The sequence below is a fragment of the Pseudomonas sp. J452 genome, from assembly GCF_024666525.1.
Taxonomy (GTDB): domain Bacteria; phylum Pseudomonadota; class Gammaproteobacteria; order Pseudomonadales; family Pseudomonadaceae; genus Aquipseudomonas.
On sequence record NZ_CP088294.1, the window covers coordinates 79,929 to 105,843 of the forward strand.

The window sequence follows — 25,915 nt, forward strand, 5'->3', positions numbered from 1 at the left end:
TGCATCCGGGCTACGGCCGCTGGTCTCCCCTCTCCCACTTGTGGGAGAGGGGCCGGGGGAGAGGGAGGGAGCGCAGATTGCACCGCACCCGCCCTACACACCGCTCAAAGATCGTAAAGAACCTGTTCAAACAGGTTGTTAGTGCTGCTCCGCCACCTTGGTCTTCTTCTTGCCCAGTTTCTCTGCCAACGACTCCACCAGCAGGTAGAACATCGGGATGACGAAAGTCGCCAGCAGCGTTGCCGCCAGCATGCCGCCGATCACCCCGGTGCCGATCGAGTGGCGGCTGGCCGAGCCGGCGCCGGTGCTGATGGCTAACGGCACGCAACCGAGGATGAAGGCCAGCGAGGTCATCACGATCGGGCGGAAGCGCAACCGCGCCGCCTCATAGGCCGACTCGAAGATGCCCTTGCCCTCGGCGCGCAGCATCACCGCAAACTCGACGATGAGAATGGCGTTCTTCGCCGCCAGGCCGATCAGGGTGATCAGGCCGACCTGGAAGTACACGTCGTTCTGGATGCCGCGCAGCCACACCGCGAGGATCGCGCCGAACACCGCGAACGGCACCGCGGTGACCACCGCCAGTGGCAGGGTCCAGCGTTCGTACTGGGCGGCCAGGATCAGGAACACCATGATCAGGCCGAAGACGAAGGCGATGCTGCCCGAGCCCTGGGTCGCCAGTTCCTGGTAGGCCGAGCCGATCCAGCTGAGACTGTAGTCGGCGCCGAGCACTTCGTCGGCCACCTCCTGCATGGCCGTCAGCGCCTGCCCGGAGCTGTAGCCTGGCGCCGGCCCGCCGAGCACCTTGGCCGAGGGGTAGACGTTGAAGCGCGCGTAGGTATCGGGGCCGAGGATGCGGCGCACCTTGATCAGGCTGGTCAGCGGTACCAGGTCGCTGGTGGTGCTGGAGCGCACATAGACCTGCGACAGGTCCTCCGGCTTGCGGCGGAACTCCGACTCCGACTGCAGGCTGACCTGCCAGGTACGGCCATAGAGGGTGAAGTCGTTGACGTAGTAGCTGCCGAAGGTCGACTGCATGGCGGTGAACACATCGCTGATACTCACCCCCAAGGCGCGCGCCTTGGTGCGGTCGAGGTCGATGTAGTACTGCGGCACGCTGGCGTTGAAGGTGCTTTGCACCCCGCCCAGTTCGGGACGCTTGGCCGCCGCGGCGAGAAAGGCCTGGACCTTGCCCGCCAGGGCTTCGACGCTGCCACCGGAACGGTCCTGGATATAACCCTCGAAGCCGCCGGTGGTGCTCATGCCGGTGATCGGTGGCGGGTTGAAGGACATCACCACGCCATCCTTCTCGGTCATGCCCATGCCCATGAACTCGCGGGTCAGGTTGCGTGCATCCAGTTCCGGGGTGGTGCGCTCGGACCAGTCCTTGAGCGGCACGAAGGACACCCCGGCGTTGGTACGGTTACCGGTGGTCAGCACATCAAAACCGGCGAAGGTCACCACGTCCTGCACCGCCGGGTGCTTCATCATCTGCTGAGTGAAGTCAGCAGTCAGCGCATCGGTACGGTTGACCGAAGCCGCCGGCGGCAGGAAGTAGGCGTTGATCACATAGCCCTGGTCTTCGTCCGGCACCAGCGAACCCGGCACGCGACTGAACAGGCCGATGGTCAGCGCGATCATCCCGCCGAACAGCAGCAGGCCCACCAGCGAACGTTTGAGGAAGAACGCCACGCCGGCGCTGTAGCCGTCGGTCATCTTGTCGAAGAAACGGTTGAACAGGCGGAACGGCGCCGCCGGTTCACTGTGCCCCGGTTTGAGCAGCAGGGCGCAGAGGGCTGGCGACAGGGTCAGGGCGACGATGCCGGAAATCACCACCGATACGGCAATGGTGATCGCAAACTGTTTATACATCTCTCCCGCCAGGCCGCCGAGGAAGCCCACCGGCACGAACACCGCGCAGAGCACCAGGACGATCGCGATGATCGGCCCGGTGACCTCTTCCATGGCCTTGATCGCCGCTTCGCGCGGGCCGAGTTTCTCGCTCTTCATCACCCGCTCGACGTTCTCGATCACCACGATGGCGTCGTCCACCACGATGCCGATGGCCAGTACCAGGCCGAACAGGGTCAGCAGGTTGATCGAGAAGCCCAGCGCGTACATGCCGGCGAAGGTGCCGATCAACGACACCGGGATGGCCAGCACCGGAATCAGCGTGGCGCGCCAGTTCTGCAGGAAGATGAACACCACCAGCACCACCAGCAACAGCGCCTCGAAGAAGGTGTGGATCACCTCCTCGATGGACACTTCGACGAACTTGGTGGTGTCGTAGGGGATCTTGTAGGTGATGCCTTCCGGGAAGCGTGCGGACAGGCGCTTCATCGTGGCCTGCACCGCCTCGGCGGTATCCAGGGCATTGGCGCCCGGCTGCAGGTAGACACCGAAGGCGGCGTTCTGCTGGCCGTTGAGTGAGGTGATCAGCGAGTAGTCCTGGGCCCCCAGTTCGATCCGCGCGACATCACCGAGCAGCAGGCTGGCACCGGTTTCATCGGAGCGCAGGATCACGCTCTCGAACTCTTTCGGGTCCTTGAAGCGGCCCTGGGTGGTCACCGTGTAGGTGAAGTCCTGGGCGGTCTGCAGCGGCTGCTGGCCAAAGCTGCCAGCGGCGAACTGCGAGTTCTGCTCGCGGATGGCGTTGACCACGTCGGTCGGCGTCAGGTTGTACTGCGCCAGCTTGTCCGGGCGCAGCCAGATGCGCATGGAGTAGTCCTTGGAACCGAACTGGCTGACGGCGCCGACGCCGGGCAGGCGCTTGAGCTCGTCGATCACGTTGATCAGCGCGTAGTTGGAGATCATCACCGGATCGCGGGAGTTGTCCGGCGAATACAGGGTGATCACCTGGAGAATGTCGGACGACTTCTTCTCCACCTTGACGCCCTGGCGGCGCACTTCTTCCGGCAACTTGGCCAGCGCGGCCTGCACCCGGTTGTTGACGTCGATGGTCGCCTGGTCCGGATCGCGGCCCACCTGAAAGTACACCGACAGGCTCATGCTGCCGCTGCTGGCCGAGTTGGACAGCTGGTAGATCATGCCCTCGACGCCGTTGATCTGCTGCTCCAGCGGCGCGGCCACGGTTTCGGCGATGACCTGGGCGCTGGCGCCCGGGTAGCTGGCAGTCACCGAAACCTGCGGCGGCAGAATCTGCGGGTACTGGGCAATCGGCAGCGAGCGCATGGCGGCTAAACCGCCAAGCAGGATGACGATGGAGATGACCGCGGCGAACACCGGGCGGTCGATGAAGAATTTCGAGATCACAGGCCGGACTCCTTACTGCTGGGCATTGGCGGCAGCGGCGGCGACCACCTTCACCGGCTCGTTGGGTCTGACCTTGGGCAGCCCCTCGACAATCACCTGGTCACCGGCGGCGATACCACTTTCCACCACCCAGCGTCCGGCGGCGGTGTGCGCGGTGGTCACCGTCCGCACCCGCGCCAGGCCCTGCGCGTCCACCACATAGACGAAAGTGCCGTTCGGTCCCTGGGCAATGGCGCGCTCCGGCACGGTCACCGCGTTCGGCTTGCTGATGCCCTTGACCACCACCCGCACGAACTGACCCGGCAGCAAGGCCTGGTCCGGGTTGGGCACCACGGCGCGGGCACTGACGGTGCCAGTGGCGCGGTCGATCAGGCTGTCGGTGAAGTCCACCTGGCCCTGCACCGGGTAGAGGGTGCCGTCGCCGAAGATGATCTGCACGCTCATCTTCTCGCCACCCTCACGCACCAGGCTGCCGTCCTGCAGGCCGCTGCGCACAGTGGAGACTTCGCGGTCGGGCGCGGCGAAGTTGACGTACATGGGATCGAGCTGAGTGATCTGGGTCAGCAGGCTGGCATTCGGGTCGCCGGCGACCATCAGACTGCCTTCGGACACCGTTTCCTTGCTGGTGATACCGGAGATCGGCGCCTCCACCGTGGTGTAGTCGAGATCGATCTGCTTGGCCTGTACCTCGGCCTTGGCCGCTTCGATATTGGCCTTGCTCTGTTCGAAGTTGGAGATGGCGTTGTCCAGCTCGCTCTCACTGGCGAAGCCTTTTTTCTGCAGCTCGCGGATGCGCTTGAGGTCACGCTCGGTCTGCCGGTAGCGCGCCTGTTCCTGGGCCAGTGCGCCCTTGGCACGGGCCAGCGCTGCCTGGTAGGAACGCGCATCAATGCGGAACAGTACCTGGCCCTGCTTCACCGCACTGCCTTCCGTGTACAGCCGCTCCTGGAGGATGCCGCTAACCTGGGCGCGCACCTGCACCTCGCGGAAACCGGCGGTACGCGCCGGGTACTCGAACTGCAGCGGCAGCGACTCGACCTTGGCTTCTTCCACCACCACATCCGGCGGCGGCAGCGTGCCGGCGGCTTGCTCCGCATGGGCCGTGGAATGGATCAGCAAGCCCAGGGCCGTTGCCTTGAGCGCGAATGGAAGGTGGCGAAAAAGCATGAAGTCATCTCCGTGACGGCGCGATCACAGGCAAAGCCTGGAAAAGCTGCCATGCTAGTTACATACATTCACGTTTGTAAACACAACATAGACAGCAAAATCATTACACTCTGTTCCCCAGACAAGAGCCTAGACGCATTCATCCCTCACGCCATGCGCAGAACCAAAGAACAAGCCGAGCAGACCCGTGTCGCCATCCTGGCGGCCGCCGAACAGCTGTTTCTGGAAAAAGGCGTGGCCCACAGCACCCTGGAACAGATCGCCAAGGCGGCGGGCGTGACCCGCGGTGCGGTGTACTGGCACTTCGAGAACAAGGCCCATTTGTTCCACGAGATGCTCAGCCAGGTGCGCCTGCCCCCCGAGCAACTGACGGAACGCCTGTCCGGCTGCGAGGGTGTCGACCCGCTGCTGTTGCTGCGCGACCTGTGCATCGGTGCCATCGAGAACCTGGCCCGCGACGAGCAGAAGCGGCGCATCTTCACCATCCTCCTGCATCGCTGCGAATTCACGGCCGAACTGCGCGAAGCGGAGGAGCGTCACAACGCCTTCATCAACCAGTTCATCCGCCTAGTCGAAGAGCTGCTGGCGCGCCCTGAGTGCAAACCGCGCCTGCAACCGGGGGTGAGCCCAGGACTGGCAGCACGGGCGCTGCACGCCCTGATCATCGGCCTGTTTACCGACTGGACGCGGGACCAGAGCCTGTTCGACCCGCTGCAGGACACCGCCGGTCTGATCGACGCCCTGCTGCGTGGGCTGGTGCGCGACTGGAACCCGCCAGCGTCAGCCAATGTGGCGAGTACCCTTCCGTAACAGCAGCCCAGCGTCGATCAGGCCAATTCGGCGCCATAGCCTTCGTCGCGCACCGCCTGCAGCAGTTGCTCCTGACTCAGCCGACTGGCCACCCGGACTTCACCGACCGCCAGGTCGATCTGCACCTCGGCGGCATCATCCAGGGCGTGGACAGCCTGGGTGATAGCGCGCACGCAGTGGCCACAGGACATGCCAGAAACTTTCAGGATTTGCATGGAATTACCCTCTTCGGTTGACTGTGCAATTAGCATCCAGCTTGCCACCGTGGCAAGGTCAAGCCTGGCGGCAGCGCGCCGATACAGAACAGGCAACGAGGAGAAACCGATGCGCCCACTATTCGTCCTGTTTGCCGCCCTGCTCTGCAGCGCCCCACTGAATGCCGCGGAGCTGTCGCCGCCGCCCGCCTACTACGGCGTGCTGATCGTGGCGCGCGATCGCCTGGAAGTGGCCACCACCTGCGATATCGGCATCTACCTGCAGGACCGCCTGGCCGCGCGCATCTATCAGGGTCAGTCGGCCTCGTTCAACCTGCCCCCGGGCGAAATCGCCATCCGCCTGGGCTACATGGGCGGCCTGGGCTGCGAGCCGAGCTTCGAGCAAGTGCGCAGCACCCGCGCGCAGATCCAGGCCGGCGTCGTGCAGCAATACCGCATCGCCCTGGATGTCGGCGGCCTGACGCTGCTCCAGGTGCAGCCCTAGAACCATACCCGCAGCGGCCTTCACTCGTTGGCGATTCGGGCACTTGACCTTGCCATTAGGTTAAGGTTGATCTTTGGGGCACTCGCCTCAAGGAGACGCCCATGAACAGTACCGCCCCCCTCACCCGTTTCGACCTGCCCCTGAGCGGCATGACCTGCGCCAGCTGTGCCGGACGCATCGAGCGCGCGCTGGGCAAGGTGGCTGGCGCACAGACCATCAGCGTCAACCTGGCCAGCGAACGCGCCCAGCTCGACGCGCCGGCCGGCAGCCTGCCGAGCCTGATCGCCTCCGTGCACCAGGCCGGCTATGGCGTGCCCCTGCAATCCATAGAGCTGCAGCTTGGCGGCATGACCTGCGCCAGCTGTGCCGGGCGCATCGAGCGCGCGCTGGGCAAAGTGCCCGGGGTCCAATCCGTCAGCGTCAACCTGGCCAGCGAGCGCGCCCGCGTCGAGTGGCTGGCGGGTTCGTCCAGCAGCGCGCTGATCGCCGCCGTCGAGGCCGCCGGTTATTCGGCATGCCTGCTCGACAGTACGCCGCCGCGCGACCCGCAGATCGCCCTGCGCCGCGAACGCCTGGCCGTGCTGCTGGCACTCGCCCTGGCCGCGCCGCTGGTGGTGCCGATGCTGGCCGAGTGGTTCGGCCTGCACTGGATGCTGCCGGCCTGGGTGCAGTTCGCCCTGGCCACCCCGGTGCAGTTCATCCTCGGCGCGCGCTTCTATGTCGCCGCCTGGAAGGCCGTACGTGCCGGCAGCGGCAATATGGACCTGCTGGTCGCCCTCGGCACCAGCGCCGGCTACGGCCTGAGCCTGTACCTGTGGGCCACGGCCGGGCCCCAGGCGATGCCGCATCTGTATTTCGAAGCCTCGGCAGTGGTCATCGCCCTGGTGCTGCTCGGCAAGTACCTGGAAAGCCGCGCCAAACGCCAGACCAGTGCGGCCATTCGCGCGCTCGAAGCCCTGCGCCCGGAACGCGCCACCCGCCTACGCGACGGTATCGAAGAAGACGTCGCGCTGAACGCATTGCGCCTGGATGACCTGGTGGTGGTGCGCCCCGGCGAACGCTTCCCGGTGGACGGCCTCGTCAGCGACGGCCAGAGCCAGGCCGACGAGGCGCTGATCAGCGGGGAAAGCCTGCCGGTCGCCAAGCAGGTGGGCGACCGCATTACCGGTGGCGCGATCAATGGCGACGGCCGGCTGATCGTGCGCACCACTGCGCTCGGCAGCGAAACCGTGCTGGCGCAGATCATCCGCCTAGTGGAGGACGCCCAGGCCGGCAAGGCGCCGATCCAGAAACTGGTGGACCGGGTCAGCGCGGTGTTCGTGCCGGCCGTGCTGCTGATTGCCGCGCTGACCCTGGCCGGCTGGCTGCTGGCCGGCGCCGGGGTGGAACAGGCGCTGATCAATGCCGTGGCGGTGCTGGTGATCGCCTGCCCCTGCGCCCTCGGCCTGGCCACACCGGCGGCGATCATGGCCGGCACCGGCGTGGCGGCACGCCACGGCATCCTGATCAAGGACGCCGAAGCCCTGGAGCTGGCGCACAAGGTCAGCGTGGTGGCCTTCGACAAGACCGGCACCCTCACCTCGGGCCAGCCGAGCATCGTCCACCTGGCCGCCAACGGCATCGATGAGGCCGAACTGCTGCGCCTGGCCGGCGGCCTGCAGCAAGGCAGCGAGCATCCACTGGCGCACGCCGTGCTGCAAGCCGCGCGGGAACGCCAGCTTGCCCTGCCCGCAGTAACCGATAGCCAGGCCCTCAGCGGGCGCGGCATCCAGGGCCAGATCGAAGGCCGCCAGTTGCTGCTCGGCAACCAGCGCCTGCTCGACGAACTGGGCCTGCACAGCCCGCTGCAGGCCACTGCCGCCGAGTGGGAAGCCGAAGGCCGCACCCTGTCCTGGCTGCTGGAGCGCGCACCGCAACCGCGCGTGCTGGGCCTGTTGGCTTTTGGCGACAGTCTCAAGCCGGGCGCTGCCGAGGCTATCGCCGCCCTGCGCGAGCGCGGCATCCACAGCCACCTGATCAGCGGCGACAACGCCGGCAGCGCCAATGCCGTGGGCCGCGCCCTGGGCATCGAACAGGTGCATGCCCAGGTGCTGCCGGCGGACAAGGCCGCACATATCACCGCTCTGAAACGCGAGGGTGCGGTGGTGGCCATGGTCGGCGACGGTATCAACGATGCTCCGGCCCTGGCCGCCGCCGATGTCGGCATCGCCATGGGCGGCGGCACCGACGTGGCCATGCACGCGGCCGGCATCACCCTGATGCGCGGCGACCCGCGCCTGGTGGCGGCGGCGCTGGAGATCAGCCGGCGCACCTGGCGCAAGATCCAGCAGAACCTGTTCTGGGCCTTCATCTACAACCTGGTGGGCATTCCGCTGGCAGCCGCGGGCCTGCTCAACCCGATGGTCGCCGGCGCGGCCATGGCCCTGTCCAGCGTCAGCGTAGTGAGCAACGCCCTGCTGCTGAATACCTGGAAACCGTAGCCCGGATGCAATCCGGGAATGGCCAACCCCGGATTGCATCCGGGCTACAAACTCGATGAGGCATGCGTGATGAATATCGGCCAAGCAGCCAAACACAGCGGTCTTAGCGCCAAGATGATCCGCTACTACGAGTCCATCGGCCTGCTGCGCCCGGCCGGGCGCAGTGACAGCGGCTACCGCCTGTACGGCGCCCAGGACCTGCATGTACTGGCCTTTATCAAGCGCTCGCGCGACCTGGGTTTCTCCCTGGAGGAAGTCGGCAAGCTGCTGACCCTGTGGCAGGACCGCCAGCGCGCCAGCGCCGACGTGAAGGCCCTGGCGCTGCGCCATATCGATGAGCTGAACCGCAAGATCACGGAACTGAGCGCCCTGCGCGACACCCTCGGCGAACTGGCCGAGCATTGCCAGGGCGACCACCGACCGGACTGCCCGATCCTGCGGGATCTGGAGTCGAGCTGCTGCAGTGGGCACAACGGCTAAACGCCAATGATCATCCAAAGCATATGCAAATATATCTCTAGCGATATAAATTCTTATTTACGATAAGTTTACATCCCCTTACACTCGCGCCGCCGCATCCGCACCCCAATCAACCGATTGCCCTCATGGACGAGCAAGAGGAGCGGCGCACCCGCGCATACAGCGGGGCAGAACAAACATCTGCCAGAACTCGTCTAGGGGACACTCCACATGCATCGCCATCATCTGTCGCCGCTGGCCGCCGCCATCGCGGTCGGCCTGTGCTTCGCCCACACCGCCTACGCCGACGACACCCAGACCGCCGCGGAGCCGACTGATGGCACCGTGCAGCTGCAGGCCACTCAGGTCGACGCGCAAGGCCTCAAGGGCCAGGCCACCACCGAAGGCACCCAGTCCTACACCACCGGCGCAATGACCACCGGCACCAAGCTGCCGTTGTCGATCCGCGAGACCCCGCAGTCGGTCAGCGTGATCACCCGTCAGCGCATCGAAGACCAGGGCATGGAAGACCTCAATGATGTGGTCAAGTACACCCCCGGCCTGACCGTCAACCAGTACGGCCCGGCCCGCCAGAGCTACAAGGCGCGCGGCTTCGAAGTCGACAACATCATGTACGACGGCCTGCCAACCAGCATCTCCACCTACACTCAGGACGTCATCTCCGCTGCCGACCTGGCCATGTACGACCGCGTCGAGATCGTCCGCGGCGCCACCGGCCTGATGCAGGGTGCCGGCAACCCGGCCGCCGCCATCAACCTGGTGCGCAAGCGTCCGACCGCCACCCCGCAAGCCAGCATCAGCGGCAGCGCCGGTTCCTGGGACACCTACCGCACCGAAGTCGACGTTTCCGGCCCGCTGAACAGCGAAGGCACCATTCGCGGTCGCGCCGTAACCGCCTACCAAACCAACGGTAGCTTCCAGGACTACGTCAGCGGCGAGCGCGGCCTGCTCTATGCCATCACCGAGATGGACGTGACCGACGCCACCACCCTGACGGTCGGTGCCTCGTACCAGAACGACAACAAGAACGACAACTGGGTCGGCCTGCCGAGCAAGCCGGGCGGCGAAGATCTCGGCTTCGACCGCGACACCTATTACGGTGCGGACTGGTCCTACTGGGATACCAAGACCACCCAGCTGTTCAGCGACATCGAGCACCGCTTCGACAACGACTGGAAGCTGAAGCTGGCGATGAACAAGATGTGGGGGCGCATCCACATGCTGGGCATGTACAACAGCTGCTACTACACCGCCTGCGACACCATCGACCAGGGTGGCGGCCAGTACGTCTACACCGACGACCACAGCAGCTACGACGCCGTCGCCTCCGGCCCGTTCCAGTTGCTCGGTCGCGAGCATGAGCTGGTCGTCGGCACCAGCTACCGCGAAGAAGCCTTCGACGGCCACGGTGGCTGGGGCGATGTTCTGTACTCAGACGGCAGCGGCGCGGCCGTTGGCTTCGACCCAGATGACTGGGACCCAAGCAACACCGACAAGCCGAGCTACAACATGCGCCTGTGGGGTCTGAAGACCGACGAAACCCAGACCGGCACTTACGTCACCAGCCGCTTCAACGTCGCCGATCCGCTGAAGGTAATCGTCGGTGCCCGTCTCGATTGGCACGAGTTCGCCACCGAGACCTCCAGCTACAAGGTCACCCGCAACCTGACCCGCTACGCCGGGGTGATCTACGACCTGAACGAGACCTACTCGGTCTACACCAGCTACACCGACATCTTCAAACCGCAGCAGGCCCTCGACGCCAGCGGCAGCGTACTCAAGCCCATCGAAGGCGAAAACTACGAGATCGGCCTGAAGGGCGAGTATCTGGACGGCGCGGTGAATGCCAGCGTAGCGCTGTTCCAGGTCGACCAGCTGAACCGCGCCGTCGACGACACCAGCGGCCCGACCCCGTGCCCGAGCAACCCGACTTCGCCTTACTGCCAGCGTGCATCAGGCAAGGTGCGCAGCCAGGGTCTCGACTTCGAAGTCAGTGGTGCGCTGACCGAGAACTGGAACGCCAGCGCGTCGTACACCTACGTCGAAGCCAAGTACCAGCAGGATGCCAACGAGGCCAACGAAGGCGAGTACTTCGACCCGACCATCCCGCGTCATCTGTACAAGCTGGCCACTGTCTACAACCTGCCGGGCGAGCTGCACCAGTGGCGCGTCGGTGGCGACGTGCTCAGCCAGAGCTCGACCGAGAGCCCGCAAGGCTACGAGCAGGAGGACTACTCCCTGGTCGGCCTGATGGTGGGCTACAAGGTCAATGAGCACATCGACACCCGCGTCAACATCAACAACCTGTTCGACAAGCACTATTACAGTGGCATCGACTTCGGCAACCTGAACTACGGCGCGCCACGCAACGCCATGTTCAGCGTGAAGTGGACGCTGTAAGCGCCTAGCCGCCTCCCGGCCGGGCAACCGGTCCGGGACACGTCCATGAAAAAGGGAGCCTCGGCTCCCTTTTTCATGGCTGCAGCAACTCAGGCCTGCGATTGCAGGTAGTTCTGCAAGCCGACGCGGTCGATCAGGCCGAGCTGCTGTTCAAGCCAGTAGGCGTGGTCTTCCTCGGTGTCTTTCAGCTGCAGGCCGAGCATGTCGCGGCTGATGTAGTCCTTGTGCTTCTCGCACAGGGTCATGCCCTTGCTCAGGGCTTCGCGCACCTCGTATTCCAGCTTGAGGTCGGCACGCAGCATGTCCGGCACGGTGGCGCCCGGCTGGATCGCCTTGGGTGTCATGTCCGGGGTGGCTTCGAGAAACAGGATGCGCTGCAGCAGGGCATCGGCGTGCTCGGTCTCCTCCTCCATCTCGTGGTTGAGGCGTTCATAGAGCTTGGTGAAGCCCCAGTCCTGATACATGCGCGAATGCAGGAAATACTGGTCGCGGGCGGCAAGCTCGCCACGCAGCAGATCCTTGAGATATTCGACGACTTCAGCCTGGCCTTGCATGGGAATGTCCTTCATGAAACAGCGGATCAGAAACGAAGCTTCGACCCTCGAAGGGCATTGGTCAAGCAGCAAAATGGCGCCCCCAACGAAACCATCAGCATGAGCGCAAAGCCACGTGGTTAAAGGCCCGCAAGCGATTTCATATAAATGCTAACGGCACTGATAACGACCCTCACCCGCGTCCTCCGCAAACAGCACCAATCGGTACCGACCGAGCCTGCCGAAGAACCAACGCAAGCGCTCCTCGGCAGGCTCGGCACGGGCTCAGATAAACATGCCGCCGGACACCTCGACCCGCTGCGCATTGATCCAACCAGCCTCCTCCGAGAGCAGCATGACGATGGCCTTGCCGATATCGTCCGGTAGGCCGACCCGGCCCAGGGCCGTCTGGCTGGCGAGGAAATCGTTGAGCTGCTGGTTGTCGCGCACCGCGCCGCCACCGAAGTCGGTCTCGATAGCCCCCGGTGCGATCACGTTGACGCGGATGCCGCGTCCGCCCAGCTCCTTGGCCAGGTAGCGGGTGAGCACCTCGATACCACCCTTCATCGCCGCGTAGGCAGCGAAGCCCGGCAGGGCGAAGCGCGCCAGGCCAGTAGAGACGTTGAGGATGCGCCCGTTGTCGGCCAGCAACGGCAACAGTTTCTGAGTTAGGAAGAAGGTGCCCTTGAGCTGGATATTCATCAGTTGGTCGAACTGCTCTTCGCTGGTTTCGGCGAACGACGCGTGAATGCCGATACCGGCGTTGTTGAGCAGCGCATCGAAACTGTCGCGCTGCCAGGTGGTGGCCAGCGCCGCGCGCACCTGCTCGGCGAAGGCGCTGAAGCTGGCACTGTTGCTCACATCCAGCGGCAGCGCGACAGCCTGGCGGCCGAGGGCGTGGACTTCGGCAACCACCGCGGCGGCCTCGGCCTTGCCGCTGTTGTAGGTGATGATCAGGTCATGGCCATGACGGGCCAGGTGCAGGGCAGCGTTCCGGCCCAGGCCACGGCTGGCGCCGGTAATCAGCGTGATGGAGTTGCGCATCGAAAAACCCTCGTCGAGGTGGGATGAAGTTGACGAGGATTAGACTATTGATCGCCAAAACAGAGATAAATAAGGAAATCCTGTTTAGACTATCCATAAATCAATAACAGTTGACACGCCATGGATCGCCTGCAAGCCATGCTCGTTTTTGTCCGCGTCGCCGAGCTGGCCAGTTTCACCCGCGCCGCCGAAAGCCTGGGGCAGCCCAAGGCCAGCGTGTCGAACCTGGTGCAGTACCTGGAAAACCACCTCGGCACCCGCCTGCTGCAGCGCACCACCCGGCGCGTGCAACTGACCCAGGACGGCCAGGCCTGCTACGAGCGCTGCAAGGATCTGCTGGCCGACGCCGACGAACTGGCCACCCTGTTCCAGCTCGACGCCGGCCAGCTGCGTGGGCGTCTGCGGGTGGACATGGGCCAGGCCCTGGCCCGCGACCTGGTGTTGCCGCATTTGCCGGCCTTCCTCGCCGAACACCCACAGCTGGAGCTGGAGCTGAGCTGCACCGATCGACGCGTCGACCTGATTCGCGAGGGCTTCGATTGCGTGGTGCGCGTCGGCAGCCTGGTGGATGCCGGGCTGATCGCCAGGCCACTGGGGCAGATGGTGCAGGTCAACTGTGCCAGTCCGGCCTACCTGGCGCGCCACGGTACACCGCAGAGCCTGGCCGACCTGGCCGAGCACCGCCTGGTGCACTACGTACCGACCCTGGGCAGCAAGCCCTCCGGCTGGGAAGTCTGGGAAAACGCCACGACTCGCTTCATCGAGATGCCGGGCAGCCTCACGGTCAGCAGCACCGATGCCTACACCCAGGCCTGCCTGGCCGGTCTCGGCATCATCCAGGTACCGCTGGTCGGCGTGCGCCCCTATCTGGCCAGCGGCCAACTGGTGGAGATACTGCCGGCCCAGCGTGCCGCCCCCATGCCGGTATCACTGCTCTACCCGCATCGGCGCAACCTGTCGAAGCGCGTCCAGGTGTTCATGGACTGGCTCAGCCAACTGGTACGCGCGCACCTCGTCTGAACAGCCCGGCCGGTAGCACGGTGACCGCAAGGCCGCCAAACACCAGCACACACGCCAACCAACCCTGCGCGGTCAGCGACTCGCCGAGCAGCAACCAGCCGGCCAGCAGCCCCGATACCGGCACCGCCAGGGCAAAGGGTGCAACCAGGCTGGCCGGGTAACGGCGCAGCAGGAAACTCCAGATGGCGAAGCCGATGGTGGTAGCGAGAAAGGCGATATACAGCAACGCGCCGACACCGCTCCAGCTGGCCTGGGTCAACGCCGTGGTGATCGCCTGCTGCCCCTCGAACAGGTAGGACAGGCCCAACAGCGGCAGTACCGGTACCAGGCTGACCCAACAGATCAGGCGCAGCATGTCGCTGGCACCGGAGCGCTTGGTGGCGATATTGGCGCAGGCCCAGGCCAGTGCGGCGGCGACCACCAGGGCGAAAGCCAGCAGGCTGTTACCCAGCGGCCGCTGCCAGCCGATCAACAGCAGGCCAGCTGCCGCCAGCAGCAAACCGCACAGCGCCCGTGCAGTGGGCCGTTCACCCAGCAGCACGGCGGCTATCAGCACGGTGAAGAACACCTGGCTCTGCAGCACCAGCGACGACAGCCCGGCCGGCATGCCCAGGTGCATGCCGACGAACAGCAGGCCGAACTTGAGCACCCCAAGCAACAGGCCGATCTGCACGATGCGCCAGCCGGGCGCCGGCAGCGGCCCACGCAGGAACAACAGCGGAAACGCCGCCAGGGCGAAACGCAGGGCGCAGAACAGCAGCGGCGGAAAGTCCTGCAGGCCGACCTTGATCACCACGAAGTTGACGCCCCAGATCAGGGTAACCAGCAGGGCCAGGAGGATATGCGGCACAGACATGACGAAGCTCCGGACGAACTTCCCGCACACTAGCAGTTGCCGTAAGCCGTGCAGCGATACAGTTGCCGAGTAACAGCACGCGGGCGATCACGCAAAGCGCGGGGCAATTCATATTTCCCTCTCCCACATGTGGGAGAGGGGGCCGGGGGAGAGGGCGTTGGCCGACGAACCCTCTCCTCAGCCCTCGGCTTTGGCTTCCTGCGTCGCTCTACCTCCTACATCCATGCAGTCGTCTCCCGTAAACGGGAGAGGGAGCAAAGCAACCTGCACGGCTGCACACCTGTGAAGTTGCTGCCAAAAGCGTTGTAGCCCGGATGCAATCCGGGAACGGAGCTGCCTGTTTCCCGGATTGCATCCGGGCTACGTCTGATTCTTGCTCTGCGTGGGAGCGAATTTATTTGCGATCAGGGCCTACACAGAGCTGCCGGTTGATCGCGGCTGAAGCCGCTCCTACAAGAGCCCACACCGCCGTGCATGGGCGCCCGGTCGCCACCGACCGCAACAAAAACGCCCGCTATTCGGCGGGCGTTTCAGGTGCAGCAATCAGCTGGCCCAGGGCGGCGGCGGGGGCTCGTCACGCGGGGCGTCTTCGGCATTGCGCAGGGCTTCCAGGCGCGCCTGTTCGGCCAGGGCAGCCTTGATCTCGCGCATCACCGCCTCGACGTCGGCCTCTTCTTCCGGCTCGTCGAACTCGCCGGTCAGCGGGCTTTCCGGGGTCAGCTTGCCGGCCTCGAACAGCGCCCACATCTCCTTGGCGTACTTGGTGTAGAGCAACTCGGGGGCGAACTGGCCGAAATATTCGGCCATGTTGCGCACATCGCGCTCGAGCATGCTGAAGGCATGGTTGTTCGCCGCCGCGTCCACCGCCTGCGGCAAGTCGATGATCACCGGGCCTTCCGGGCCGAGGAGCACGTTGAATTCGGAGAGGTCGCCATGCACCAGGCCGGCGCACAGCATCTTGACGATCTCGCCGATCATAAAGGCATGAAACTCGCGGGCATCGTCGGGCAACAGGTCGACATCGTTCAGGCGCGGGGCGACATCGCCGCTACCGTCGCCGACCAGTTCCATAAGTAGCACGCCGTCCATGTAATCGTAGGGCGTAGGTACCCGCACACCGGCGGCGGCCAGGCGGAACAGGGCGGCCACTTCGGCGTTCTGCCAGGCCTCTTCCTGTTCCTTGCGGCCGTGCTTGCTGCCCTTGGCCATGGCCCGGGCGTCGCGGGTGTTGCGGGTCTTGCGGCCTTCCTGGTACTCGGCGGCCTGGCGGAAGCCGCGCTTGTTGGCTTCCTTGTAGACCTTGGCGCAGCGCAACTCGGTGCCGCAGCGCACGACATACACGGCGGCCTCCTTGCCGCTCATCAGCGGACGGATCACCTCGTCGATCAAACCATCTTCAAGCACGGGTTCCAGGCGTTTCGGGGTCTTCATTGCGCGGGCTTAGGGTCCTGTCGAAAAAGGCTGGAGGAAATGCTGCCGTTATACGGCAATCCGGCGGTCTCGCCCAGATTAGGGTCGGTTGCCGTTTCGACCAAGGCCACGATTAGCGAGCCAGCAGGCTACGGCGCAGGGCCTCGATGGCATAGCGTACCTTGGCCGGCTGGGCATCGCGGCGCGGGGTAACCAGGTGGATACCGAGCGGCGCCGGCTGCCAGTCAGGCAGCAGCACCAGCAATTGACCACTGGCCAGTTGCTCGCGCACTTCCGGCTCCGGCTGGGCGGAAACGCCCATGCCGGCCAGGGTGAACTGGCGTACCGCCAGAATGTTATTACAGGCCACCCGGCTCTCCAGACGCAGATGCTGCTGGGCGCCGCCCGGCCCGTGCAGGTTGAGCTGCTGGGCACGGTCGTGGGTCAGGCTCAGCCAGTCCAGACCACTGAGCTGCTCGGGGCCGTGGATCGTGCCACAGCGCGCCAGATAGGCCGGGGCCACGCACAGCAGCATGCGCCAGTCACCCAGATGGCGAGCGACCAGGCTGGAATCCTCCTGACTGCCAACGCGGATGGCCAGGTCGATGCGCTGCTCGATCAGGTCGATCTGCTCATCGTGGAAGAACAGCCGCAGGCTCAACCCCGGATGGGCGCGCAGCAGCGGCGCCAGGGCTTCGGTAATCAGAGGACCGGAAAAACCTACCGGCGCGGCGATGCGCAATTCACCTACCGGCGCATCACGCAGCTCGGCCAGACGCTGCTCGGCCTGTTCGGCCAGGGCCAGCACCTGGGCGCAACTTTCATAGAAGCTGGCACCGGCCTCGGTCAGGGTCAGCTTGCGCGTGGTGCGGTGCAGCAGGCTGACCTGCGTGCTCTCTTCCAGCTTGCGGATCTGCTGGCTGACCGCCGAAGCCGTCATGCCCAGCACCTCGGCGGCGCCGACCATCGAGCCCCGATCGACCACCGTGGCGAACAGCGCCATGCGCTTGAGCTGCTCCATTATTAAGCCCTGCTTAATTGTTCAAGCAGATTAAGGCGCTTTTTCCCGACTTTATCCAGCTGCGATTATTCATCCATCGCAACCCACCGAGGACAACCCCATGAAAATCGCCCTGATCGGCGCCACCGGTTATGTCGGCGCCGCCCTGCTCGAAGAAGCCCTCAACCGCGGCCACCAGGTCACCGCCCTGGTGCGCCATCCGGAGAAGCTGCCGCAACATGCCAGCCTCACCGCCGTGCAGGCCGACGTGCATGACGTCGACGCGCTGAGTGCGCAACTGCGTGGCCACGATGCCGTGCTCAGCGCCTTCAACCCCGGCTGGGGCAACGCCGAGATCCGCCAGCAGTTCATCGCCGGCAGCCAGGCCATCGTCGCCGCTACCAAGGCCGCTGGCGTTACCCGCCTGCTGGTGGTCGGCGGTGCCGGCAGCCTGTTCGTTGCCCCCGGCCTGCAGCTGATCGACACGCCGGACTTCCCCGCCGAGTACAAGGAAGGTGCCGAAGGCGCACGCCAGGTGCTCAACCAGCTGCGCGAGGAGCATGAGCTGCAGTGGACCTTCCTTTCCCCCGCCGCCCTGCTGCAACCGGGCCCGCGTACCGGCAAGTTCCGCCTCGGCAGCGAACAGCTGCTGATGAACGGCGACGCCCCCGGGCACATCTCGGTAGCTGACCTGGCCGTGGCCCTGCTCGATGAAACCGAGCAGCCGCAGCACATCCGCCAGCGTTTCACCCTGGCCTATTGAAGTCCGGGGCACACAAATTCGCGGCTGAAGCCGCTTGTACGAGAGGTAGCGGCCGAGCTGCTGTCTCGCCAACAACGCCGATTGCCCCAGGGTGCGCCGCGCACACCGGCCAGGCCGCACCCGTGAATCCAGGAAAGCCCATGAGCACCTTCAACCGCTGCGCCTTTGTCGCCACCGCCACCCCGGCGCGCTACATCAGCCGCCTGTGCAAGCACTTCGCCCACAAGCTCCCGGTCAGCTTCGACGAGCAGCAGGGCCGCATCGAATTCTCCAGCGGCATCAGCCTGCTGCAGGCCGATACCCAGGGCCTGACCCTGCGCGTGCAGAGCAGCAGCCAGGAAGACCTGCAGAAGTTGCAGAGCGTGGTGGCCAGCCACTTCGAGCGCTTCGCCTGGCAGGAGGCACTGACCTTGGACTGGCGCTGAGCCGCACGCGAGACAGGTGGCGGCCAGACGAGGCCGCCGCCCTCAGCCGCCTGGCCTGCGACATTGCCCAGGGCTACCACTTCGGCCGCCCCATGCCGGCGGCCCAGGTCGAGCGCTGGCGAGCGGCGCGGGCCTGAGAGTCTGTCGACGAGGTTTTTTGAGGCTTTGCGCAGACGGCGCACGACACCGCCGAATGGCCGGTAGCCGGACTTCAGTCCGGGACGCACGCGCCAGATCCCGGACTGAAGTCCGGGCTACCGCTTGAGTGCCAGGCGCCTTCCCTCAACTTGCCGGCAGGGTCAGCTCGATGGTCTCGCCCAGCGACTCGTCCAGGCGCTGCAACTCGCAGTGGATGGAGGCCTCGTCGTCGGCCAGGCGCAAGGCAATGTCGGCGAAGGCATCGGCGGCCTCGATGAAGGCCAGCACCACCGATGGATCGAAGCGCGTGCCGCTGGCCGCGCTGATCTGCTGCAGTGCCTCGGCATGACTCACCGAGCGCCGGTAGAGATGGTGGCTGGTCAATTCCTCGTAGCCGCCGATCAGCGCCATCAAGCGCGCCGCCAGGGGGATCTGCTCGCCACGCAGGCCCTGCGGATAACCGCTGCCATCCCAGTGTTCGTGCTGGCTGTAGACGATATCGCGGGCATCGCGGAGGAAGTCGGTGACGCTGCCGAGCTTGGACTCGGCGGCCAGCAAGGCATCGCGTCCGGCTTCGGCATGCCGGTGCAGCAGTTGCAGATCGGCGCCCTGCAACGGCACCGGGCTGAGCAGGATGCGGTCCGGCAGCACCAGCTTGCCGATGCCGTGCAGCAACGCCGCCTTGCCCAGCTGGGCAATCCGCTCGGCACTCAGCTCGCCCGCCAGCAAGGGTTGCTGATGGGCCAGGGCCGTGGCCAGGGCGGCCATGTACGGCTCGACCCGCGCCAGGTGCTTGCCACAAGGGTTATCGCGCATCGCCGCCAGGTTGGCCATGGCCTCGATGGTCACTTCCTGCAGGCGCTGCATGTCGCGGGTACGCCGGCGCACTTCCAGCTCCAGGTATTCGCTCTTGTCACGCAGGAAGTCCGCGCTGGCCTTGAGCTGCAGTTGCGCATGCACGCGGGCGAGCACGATCGGCGGACTGATCGGCTTGGTGATGTAATCCACCGCGCCCAGATCGAAGCCGTGCTGCTCGTCGGCCTGCTCGGTCTTGGCGGTGAGGAACACCACCGGGATCTGCGCCGTGACCGGATCGGCCTTGAGCCGCTGGCACACTTCGTAGCCGTCCATCTCCGGCATCATGATGTCGAGCAGGATCAGGTCCGGCTGGGGATCACCGGCGGCAATGCGCAGGGCCTTGGCGCCATTGCTGGCGACCTTGACCCGGTAGCTGCCGAGCAGCAGCTCGCTCATCAGTTCAAGGTTCTCCGGGGTATCGTCCACCACCAGCACCAGCGGCTGATCGGGCCGATCGAGCATGTCGTCCATTCACTTCTCCCAGTCAAAGCATCAGTTGCCGCCGTCCAGCCGCCTGCCGCAGCAAGCTCAGCGCCTGTTCGAAGTCATAACCACGCACCGCAGCAGCCAGGGCCACATAGTCACTATTAAAGGCGCTGCGCAGCAGTTCGGCCTGCTCATCGAAGATTTTTCCCGCACGCGGGTCATCCTCGGCGAACAGCCGCTGCAATTGTCGGCAGAGCGGCAGCAGCTGCGCCTCGTCGAGTGGCTCGGCGGCCTGCGTGGCGGCAGGCGGACACAAGGCTTCGATGGCTGCCACCAGGGCCTGCAGGCTCTGCTCCAGTTCGCCCAGCAGGGCTTCCAGCTCGGCATGCCGGGCGTCCTTGAGCGCGCTTTCCAGAGTGGCCGCCTGGGCCGCCAGGTCGGTGGCACCGAGGTTGCCGGCCAGACCCTTGAGGCTATGCGCCAGGCGCTCGGCCGCCTCGCCCTCGCCCTCGCCTGCGGCCAACGCGGCCCGCAGCTGGGCGGGAAAGTCCTGCTGGCTGGCGGCGAACTTGCCGAGCAGGCGCTGGTACAGCTCTGGTTTGCCCAACACCCGGCGCAGGCCGCTGGCCACATCCACGCCCGGCAAGTCCCAGGCTGGCAGCGGCTCGTCCGGCGGCCCACCGGCAAGCGCCGCTGCAGGTTGCACCTCGTTCACCGGCAGCCAACGGGCGATGGTATGCCACAGCTCGCCAGGGTCGATGGGCTTGCCCAGGTGATCATTCATCCCGGCGGCCAGGCAGCGCTCGCGGTCGGCGGGCATCGCGTTGGCGGTCATGGCCACGATCGGCAGCGCGGCGAAGCGCGGCTCGCGACGGATCGCCTCAGTGCAGGCGATGCCGTCCAGCACCGGCATCTGCATGTCCATCAGCACCAGGGCGTAGTGCCCGTCGGCGCTGGCACGCAGCAAGTCGAGGGCGATGCCACCATGTTCGGCCTGGTCGATCTGCAGGCCGCTTTCCTGCAGCAGGCCGCAGGCCACTTCACGGTTCAGCTCGTTGTCTTCCACCAGCAGCACGCGCAGGCCGGCAAAGTTGGGTATCTGCTCGCCCACCAGCAGGCGGCCGTAGCCTTCGCTGGCGCCTTCACCACCCAGGCTGCGGATTACCGCATCGAACAGCAGGGACGGATTCAGCGGTTTCAGCAGCACGTCCTCGACCCCGACCTTGTACGCGCCCTGCAGCACTTCCTCGCGGCCGTGGGCGGTGACCATCAGCAGGTGCGGCGCCGGTTGCAGGCCCAGTTCTAGCACCCGTCGAGCGGTCTCGATACCGTCCATGCCGGGCATCTGCCAGTCCAGCAGGAGCAATTCGAAGGGCTGTCCCTGCTGCGCCGCCAACTGCACGCGCTGCAGCGCCGCCTTGCCGGAACCGACCGCCTCGACACGAAAACTCATGCCTTCCAGCATGTCGTGCAACACCTGGCGGGCGCTGTCGTTATCGTCCACTACCAGCACTCGGCGCCCGCGCAGGTCGGCCTGGGGCAGCAGGCGCTGGCCCTGCTCGCTGGCGATACCCAGCGGCACCCGGCACCAGAACAGGCTGCCGCGGCCGACCTCGCTGTCCACCCCGACGCTGCCACCCATGGCCTCGGCCAGGCTCTTGCAGATGGCCAGGCCGAGCCCGGTGCCGCCGTACTTGCGGGTGGTCGAGCTATCCGCCTGCTGGAACGACTCGAACAACCGGCCCATCTGTTCCGCCGTCAGGCCGATACCGGTGTCGCGCACACCGAGGTACAGCTGCACGCCCCCGGCGCCATGCGGCTCGGCCTGCAGGATCACCTCCACCTCGCCCTGCTCGGTGAACTTCACTGCGTTGTTGGCGAAGTTGATCAGGATCTGTCCCAGGCGCAGCGGGTCGCCGACCAGGTGCTGGGGCAGCGCGGGATCGAGGTTGAACACCAGCTCCAGGCCCTTGCTCGCCACCTTGTCGCCGATCAGGTTGGCGAGGTTCTCCAGCACCTGCTGCAGGTCGAAATCGATGTGCTCGATGCTCAGCTTGCCGGCCTCGATCTTGGAGAAATCGAGGATGTCGTTGATGATCCCCAGCAGGTGCTGGCCGGCCTGCTGGATCTTGCCCAGGTAATCGCGCTGGCGCGGGTTGAGGTCGGTCTTCAGGGCCAGGTGCGACATGCCGATGATGGCGTTCATCGGTGTGCGAATCTCGTGGCTCATGTTGGCCAGGAAATCCGACTTCAAGCGCGCGGCCTCCTCGGCCAGCTCCTTGGCCTTGGCCAGTTCGGCCTCGGTCTGCTTGCGCACGGTGATGTCGCGACTGACGCCGACCAGCCCCAGCAGCAGCCCGCGCTCGTCGCTAAAGGGCGTGCGCAGGGTATCGAACACCGCACGCCGGCCATCCGGGTACAGTGCCCAGCCCTCGCTCTCATAGGGGCCGGTCCAGTTCAGCGCGGTGAGGTCATGCTCGGTGCGGCTCGCCGCCCAGTCGGGGTGCAGCAGTTCTTCGTCACGCTTGCCCTGCACCTCCTCACGCGTGCGGCCGAACAGCTCGGCGCAGGCCTGGTTGATGCCCAGATAACGGCCCTCGGCATCCTTGAACCAGATCGGATCGGGAATCGCATTGATCAGCGCCACCAGGGTGCTGCGCTGGCGCTGCGCCTCGGCCTCGGCACGCTGGCGCTCGATGATCTGCACCGCCAGGCGGCGGTTCCACACCAGCACGAAGATGATCAACCCCAGCAGGCCGAGCAGGTAGGGCCAGCCAACCTGCAGCAAGCGCCGCCAGTTGAACACGGTGAGTGGCGGCAACCAGCGTTCCTTGATCGCCTCGCGCTCCTCGTGGCTGACCTGCTCCAGCGCCTGATCGAGCAGGCCGACCAGTTGCGGCCAGTCCTGGCGCACGGCGAAGCGGAATTCGCTGGTGGACAGCCCAGTCTCGCCGCGCAGCTCCAGGTTGGTCAGGTTGAGTTCGCGGATCAGGTAGCTGGCGACGATCATGTCACCGACATAGGCATCGGCGCTGCCGGACGACACCGCGCGCAGGGCCGCCGCGCTGTCCTTCACTTCGAGCAGGCGCACATCCGCCACCCGTTCGCGCAGCGCCTGCTGCAGGGCATAGCCACGCTCGATGGCGACCAGCCGACCGGCCAGGTCGCCAATGCGCTGCACCTTCACCTCGCTGCGGGTGAAAATCAGGCTGCTGCTGGTCAGGTAGGGTTCGCTGAAGGCCATGAAGGCCGCGCGTTCTGGAGTCTTGGCCACCGACGGCAGGACATCGACCTGGCCGCTACGCAATGCCCTGAGCGCCGCCTCCCAGTCATCCAGCAGCACCGGCTCGAAGCGCACGCCCAGGCGCTGGCCGAGCAGTTGCAAATAATCGCCACTCAGACCGGTATGCCGGCCCTGTTTATCCAGCACATCGAAGGGCGCCCAACCCGCCCGCTCGATACCGACGCGGATGCTCGGGTGTTCGCGCAGCCAGGCCTGCTGCTCTTCGTTCAACGACAGCGCCGCCGGGGCGGCCAAGGGCAACAGGCACAACCACAGCAGGCAACACAAACGCAGCATGACGACATCCTTGCGGGCAACAGATCCGCCTTCAGCTTAGAACCTGCGCGGGATCTCGCGAGCACTCAATGCATCAGGGCAGGTTGTCACCGAACGCCGTTTCGATATTGATCCCCAGGCTGATCACCCCGAGCAGCGTGCCGCTTTTGGCGTCGTGAATCGGCGCCGAGACCTTGCTCTGGAAGCTCTGCGTCGAACCGTCATATTCGATGGCACCGATATGCACTTCGCCAGCGGGTAGAACAACCGCGCGCTGGAAGTCCACCTCATCGGCCTGCCAGTAATCGCTGGTGATCTCGCTCAAGGCCACCAATTGGCCGCTGCCATCACTGACGAACAGCTCATTGAACAGCGGCGCGTATTGCCGGGCGACCCCGACCAGCAGCTGCGACCCAGGCAGGTTGAGCGTGTGCCGGATCAGTGGTTTTTCCTCAAGCGTGCGCTCCTGGCGCCATTGTCGATCCAGTTCCTGAATCCGCTCGGCACTGTTGCCCGCCTGTCTGGCCTTGCGCAGGGCCTCGAGCAGATCGGCATGCTGCCCCCAGCGGCGCAGATGCTGGCTGACCAATTGCCGCAGGTAATCCTGCTCGGCCTGGCTGAGTGCAGTGCTGGGCGGCGCGCAACTCTCCACCTGGCGATTGAACGCCTCGAGGAAGTCCGGATGCTTCTGCAGAAAAGGCCGCGAAAAATACACACCGAGCGGCGAGTAGCGCACGAAACGCTGGTGCAGCACGGGTTTGTTGCGTACCAGCTCAAGCGCACTGCCCATGGCGTTGGCGTCTGCCAGGAGCATGTTGATGCGCCCACGCTGGAGCAACTCCACCAACTGTTCGAGTCGCGGCACCTTCTGTTCGACTGCGATGCCCCTGGACTCGATCCAGCTCATGCTGTTGCTGCCCAGCACACTGCCGATGCGCAGCTGTTTGTCCCAGATCGGCCGATTGAGCAGGCTCGGGTCCAGCGCATACCAGTACCATTTCTCGATCAGCAACGGCGCCGACAGCACGGCGTAGCCATCCACCTGGCGGTTCGGTGCGGAGCTGAAGAAGCCATCGGCGATCTCTCGACTGACATTGAGCCGGGCCCGTTGCAGCGAGGTCAGTTGAATCTGATAGGGGCGCTGCAGGTGGCCGAAAATACACTCGAGCACCTTGACCGAAAGCCCGCCCAGCTCGCCGTCCACCACCAGTTGGTAGGGCTCCTCGAAACTGGTATCGAGGCGCACCGGTTCCGGCAGTTGGGCGCCGGCCTTCGACGCAACGCCCAGAAGCAGCAGAACCAGCAATCGCAACCTGGGCATTAGCGTCTCCTTGCCCGCGCACCATTGCGCCAGGGAAAGTCTAGACGAGGCGCCCGCTGGCAAACGCCACCACCCTGCGTGCAGTTCTAGCTCTGCCGCAAGCGCTGGCCCGTTTGGCACTTTGAAAGTCAGATGCGCATTGGCAGCCAGCATCGACAGGCTGACAATCAGCCCATGCTTATTGAGGAGCGCGCCATGCTCGATCTCGACCTTTGCTGGCAAGCCGTCTGCGCCCGGGATGCCGGGCACGATGGCCAGTTCGTCTTCGCCGTACGCAGCACCGGCATCTACTGCCGGCCCAGCTGCCCGGCGCGCCGGCCGAAGCGCGACAATGTCAGCTTCCATGCCGCAGCCGAGGCTGCCGAGGCTGCCGGTTTCCGCCCCTGCAAGCGCTGTTCGCCGCAGGGGCAAAGCCCGGCCGAGCAACTCGACGCCCTGGTAATCGCCGCCTGCCAATTGCTGCAGCACAGCGAGTCGGCACCGACCCTCGAACAGCTGGCTGCACGCATCGGCCTCTCAGCCTCGCACCTGAGCCGCGCGTTCAAGGCCCGCACCGGCCTCACGCCCAGGGCCTGGCTTGGCGCCTACCGGCGCCAGCGCCTGGACGCCAACCTGGCCCAGGCCGACACAGTGCTGCAGGCCGCGCTGGACGCCGGCTATCCCGGCACCCGCGCCCTCTACGCCCAGGCCGGCGCCCTCAGCCCGGCGCAGCGCCGGCACAAGGGCGCCGGGGAAACCCTGCGCTACGCCATTGCCGCCTGTCCGCTCGGCCTGCTGCTGCTTGCCGCCAGTGCCAAAGGCGCCTGCGCCCTGCTGTTCGGCGACGACGAAGCCAGCCTGTGCGGCGAGCTGGGCGAGCGCTTCGCCGCCGCCGAACTGCAGCGCGACCAGCAGGGCCTGCAAGGCTGGCTGCAACAGGTGATCGGCCAGATCATCGAACCGAAGCACGCCGCCCGGCTGCCGCTGGACCTGCGTGGCACCGCCTTCCAGCAGCAGGTATGGCAAGCCCTGTGCGACATTCCAGTAGGGCAGACGCGGCGCTACGGCGAACTGGCCGCCCAGCTCGGCAGCCACGCCCGCGCCGTGGCGCGCGCCTGCGCCAGCAATCCGCTGGGCCTGCTGGTGCCCTGCCACCGGGTCATCGGTGCCAGTGGCAGCCTTACCGGTTATCGCTGGGGCGTGCCACGCAAGGCGGCGCTGTTGCAGAAGGAAGGCATCAGCCCGGCCGAATAGCCCCCCATTCCCGTAGGAGC

Annotated in this window: 20 protein-coding genes; 9 read left to right on the top strand and 11 right to left on the bottom strand. The window is 65.6% G+C overall.

What is annotated here, in order from left to right; all coding sequences use genetic code 11:
* Positions 1-138: 138 nt before the first annotated feature.
* The gene (locus LRS11_RS00340; protein ID WP_312026990.1) at positions 139-3,273 is read right to left on the bottom strand and encodes an efflux RND transporter permease subunit; all 3,135 of its coding nucleotides are present in this window, start codon (positions 3,271-3,273) and stop codon (positions 139-141) included.
* 12 nt (positions 3,274-3,285) lie between these two features.
* Positions 3,286-4,440, bottom strand: a complete 1,155-nt coding sequence (locus LRS11_RS00345) for an efflux RND transporter periplasmic adaptor subunit (RefSeq protein WP_260495030.1) — start codon at positions 4,438-4,440, stop codon at positions 3,286-3,288.
* A 153-nt stretch (positions 4,441-4,593) separates the two neighbouring features.
* Between LRS11_RS00345 and LRS11_RS00350 the strand changes: the two genes are divergently transcribed.
* Entirely contained in the window at positions 4,594-5,250 is a 657-nt protein-coding gene (locus LRS11_RS00350; RefSeq protein WP_260495031.1) for a TetR family transcriptional regulator, read from the top strand.
* 17 nt (positions 5,251-5,267) lie between these two features.
* Here the strand turns inward: LRS11_RS00350 and LRS11_RS00355 are convergent, their stop codons facing one another.
* Positions 5,268-5,465, bottom strand: coding sequence for a heavy-metal-associated domain-containing protein (locus LRS11_RS00355; RefSeq protein ID WP_260495032.1), 198 nt, complete (start codon positions 5,463-5,465; stop codon positions 5,268-5,270).
* A gap of 127 nt (positions 5,466-5,592) precedes the next feature.
* On the opposite strand from LRS11_RS00355, the gene LRS11_RS00360 reads away from it, so the two are divergent.
* From LRS11_RS00360 to LRS11_RS00375, 4 genes are all read left to right on the top strand, one after another.
* Positions 5,593-5,949 carry a hypothetical protein gene (locus tag LRS11_RS00360; RefSeq protein ID WP_409519832.1) on the top strand — a complete coding sequence of 119 codons (357 nt, stop codon included), beginning with the start codon at positions 5,593-5,595 and terminating at the stop codon, positions 5,947-5,949.
* A gap of 101 nt (positions 5,950-6,050) precedes the next feature.
* Positions 6,051-8,429: a heavy metal translocating P-type ATPase gene (locus tag LRS11_RS00365; RefSeq protein WP_260495034.1), complete on the top strand. Its 2,379-nt coding sequence runs from the start codon at positions 6,051-6,053 to the stop codon at positions 8,427-8,429.
* 69 nt (positions 8,430-8,498) lie between these two features.
* On the top strand, positions 8,499-8,909 hold the full coding sequence (cueR, locus tag LRS11_RS00370; RefSeq protein ID WP_260496983.1) for a Cu(I)-responsive transcriptional regulator: 411 nt from the start codon (positions 8,499-8,501) through the stop codon (positions 8,907-8,909).
* A gap of 210 nt (positions 8,910-9,119) precedes the next feature.
* Entirely contained in the window at positions 9,120-11,309 is a 2,190-nt protein-coding gene (locus tag LRS11_RS00375; RefSeq protein WP_260495035.1) for a TonB-dependent siderophore receptor, read from the top strand.
* 89 nt (positions 11,310-11,398) lie between these two features.
* On the opposite strand, the gene bfr is transcribed toward LRS11_RS00375, so the two are convergent.
* Both bfr and LRS11_RS00385 read right to left on the bottom strand, forming a co-directional pair.
* A complete protein-coding gene (gene bfr / locus LRS11_RS00380; RefSeq protein WP_260496984.1) occupies positions 11,399-11,863 on the bottom strand; it encodes a bacterioferritin in 465 nt (154 codons plus the stop codon).
* A gap of 264 nt (positions 11,864-12,127) precedes the next feature.
* Positions 12,128-12,886 carry an SDR family NAD(P)-dependent oxidoreductase gene (locus tag LRS11_RS00385; RefSeq protein ID WP_260495036.1) on the bottom strand — a complete coding sequence of 253 codons (759 nt, stop codon included), beginning with the start codon at positions 12,884-12,886 and terminating at the stop codon, positions 12,128-12,130.
* Positions 12,887-13,006: 120 nt separating this feature from the next.
* On the opposite strand from LRS11_RS00385, the gene LRS11_RS00390 reads away from it, so the two are divergent.
* Complete coding sequence (locus LRS11_RS00390; RefSeq protein WP_260495037.1) at positions 13,007-13,906, top strand: LysR family transcriptional regulator; 900 nt, start codon at positions 13,007-13,009, stop codon at positions 13,904-13,906.
* Here LRS11_RS00390 and LRS11_RS00395 read toward each other — a convergent pair.
* The 3 genes from LRS11_RS00395 to LRS11_RS00405 form a co-directional block, all read right to left on the bottom strand.
* Positions 13,875-14,762, bottom strand: coding sequence for an EamA family transporter (locus LRS11_RS00395; RefSeq protein ID WP_260495038.1), 888 nt, complete (start codon positions 14,760-14,762; stop codon positions 13,875-13,877). The genes LRS11_RS00390 and LRS11_RS00395 overlap by 32 nt on opposite strands.
* A gap of 543 nt (positions 14,763-15,305) precedes the next feature.
* Entirely contained in the window at positions 15,306-16,193 is an 888-nt protein-coding gene (locus tag LRS11_RS00400; RefSeq protein WP_260495039.1) for a PA4780 family RIO1-like protein kinase, read from the bottom strand.
* Positions 16,194-16,305: 112 nt separating this feature from the next.
* A complete protein-coding gene (locus tag LRS11_RS00405) occupies positions 16,306-17,193 on the bottom strand; it encodes a LysR family transcriptional regulator (protein ID WP_260495040.1) in 888 nt (295 codons plus the stop codon).
* 100 nt (positions 17,194-17,293) lie between these two features.
* On the opposite strand from LRS11_RS00405, the gene LRS11_RS00410 reads away from it, so the two are divergent.
* Complete coding sequence (locus LRS11_RS00410; protein WP_260495041.1) at positions 17,294-17,935, top strand: NAD(P)-dependent oxidoreductase; 642 nt, start codon at positions 17,294-17,296, stop codon at positions 17,933-17,935.
* 140 nt (positions 17,936-18,075) lie between these two features.
* Positions 18,076-18,360 (top strand): DUF2218 domain-containing protein, encoded by a 285-nt coding sequence (locus LRS11_RS00415; RefSeq protein WP_260495042.1) that lies wholly within the window; start codon positions 18,076-18,078, stop codon positions 18,358-18,360.
* Positions 18,361-18,642: 282 nt separating this feature from the next.
* Here the strand turns inward: LRS11_RS00415 and LRS11_RS00420 are convergent, their stop codons facing one another.
* The 3 genes from LRS11_RS00420 to LRS11_RS00430 all read right to left on the bottom strand — a co-directional run bounded on the left by LRS11_RS00420 (position 18,643) and on the right by LRS11_RS00430 (position 24,662).
* Positions 18,643-19,827, bottom strand: a complete 1,185-nt coding sequence (locus LRS11_RS00420; protein ID WP_260495043.1) for an HD domain-containing phosphohydrolase — start codon at positions 19,825-19,827, stop codon at positions 18,643-18,645.
* 13 nt (positions 19,828-19,840) lie between these two features.
* Positions 19,841-23,362, bottom strand: a complete 3,522-nt coding sequence (locus tag LRS11_RS00425) for a response regulator (protein WP_260495044.1) — start codon at positions 23,360-23,362, stop codon at positions 19,841-19,843.
* 73 nt (positions 23,363-23,435) lie between these two features.
* Positions 23,436-24,662, bottom strand: a complete 1,227-nt coding sequence (locus LRS11_RS00430; protein WP_260495045.1) for a hypothetical protein — start codon at positions 24,660-24,662, stop codon at positions 23,436-23,438.
* Between the two features lie 195 nt (positions 24,663-24,857).
* Here LRS11_RS00430 and ada point away from each other — a divergent pair, with 195 nt between their 5' ends.
* The gene (gene ada, locus LRS11_RS00435; RefSeq protein ID WP_260495046.1) at positions 24,858-25,895 is read left to right on the top strand and encodes a bifunctional DNA-binding transcriptional regulator/O6-methylguanine-DNA methyltransferase Ada; all 1,038 of its coding nucleotides are present in this window, start codon (positions 24,858-24,860) and stop codon (positions 25,893-25,895) included.
* Positions 25,896-25,915: the final 20 nt, after the last annotated feature.

Coding starts and splice junctions, on each gene's coding strand:
- LRS11_RS00345 (WP_260495030.1), bottom strand. CDS start 4,440: ATGCTTTTTCGCCACCTTCCATTCGCGCTCAAGGCAACGGCCCTGGGC.
- LRS11_RS00350 (WP_260495031.1), top strand. CDS start 4,594: ATGCGCAGAACCAAAGAACAAGCCGAGCAGACCCGTGTCGCCATCCTG.
- LRS11_RS00355 (WP_260495032.1), bottom strand. CDS start 5,465: ATGCAAATCCTGAAAGTTTCTGGCATGTCCTGTGGCCACTGCGTGCGC.
- LRS11_RS00365 (WP_260495034.1), top strand. CDS start 6,051: ATGAACAGTACCGCCCCCCTCACCCGTTTCGACCTGCCCCTGAGCGGC.
- cueR (WP_260496983.1), top strand. CDS start 8,499: ATGAATATCGGCCAAGCAGCCAAACACAGCGGTCTTAGCGCCAAGATG.
- LRS11_RS00375 (WP_260495035.1), top strand. CDS start 9,120: ATGCATCGCCATCATCTGTCGCCGCTGGCCGCCGCCATCGCGGTCGGC.
- bfr (WP_260496984.1), bottom strand. CDS start 11,863: ATGCAAGGCCAGGCTGAAGTCGTCGAATATCTCAAGGATCTGCTGCGT.
- LRS11_RS00385 (WP_260495036.1), bottom strand. CDS start 12,886: ATGCGCAACTCCATCACGCTGATTACCGGCGCCAGCCGTGGCCTGGGC.
- LRS11_RS00390 (WP_260495037.1), top strand. CDS start 13,007: ATGGATCGCCTGCAAGCCATGCTCGTTTTTGTCCGCGTCGCCGAGCTG.
- LRS11_RS00395 (WP_260495038.1), bottom strand. CDS start 14,762: ATGTCTGTGCCGCATATCCTCCTGGCCCTGCTGGTTACCCTGATCTGG.
- LRS11_RS00400 (WP_260495039.1), bottom strand. CDS start 16,193: ATGAAGACCCCGAAACGCCTGGAACCCGTGCTTGAAGATGGTTTGATC.
- LRS11_RS00405 (WP_260495040.1), bottom strand. CDS start 17,193: ATGGAGCAGCTCAAGCGCATGGCGCTGTTCGCCACGGTGGTCGATCGG.
- LRS11_RS00410 (WP_260495041.1), top strand. CDS start 17,294: ATGAAAATCGCCCTGATCGGCGCCACCGGTTATGTCGGCGCCGCCCTG.
- LRS11_RS00415 (WP_260495042.1), top strand. CDS start 18,076: ATGAGCACCTTCAACCGCTGCGCCTTTGTCGCCACCGCCACCCCGGCG.
- LRS11_RS00420 (WP_260495043.1), bottom strand. CDS start 19,827: ATGGACGACATGCTCGATCGGCCCGATCAGCCGCTGGTGCTGGTGGTG.
- LRS11_RS00425 (WP_260495044.1), bottom strand. CDS start 23,362: ATGCTGCGTTTGTGTTGCCTGCTGTGGTTGTGCCTGTTGCCCTTGGCC.
- LRS11_RS00430 (WP_260495045.1), bottom strand. CDS start 24,662: ATGCCCAGGTTGCGATTGCTGGTTCTGCTGCTTCTGGGCGTTGCGTCG.
- ada (WP_260495046.1), top strand. CDS start 24,858: ATGCTCGATCTCGACCTTTGCTGGCAAGCCGTCTGCGCCCGGGATGCC.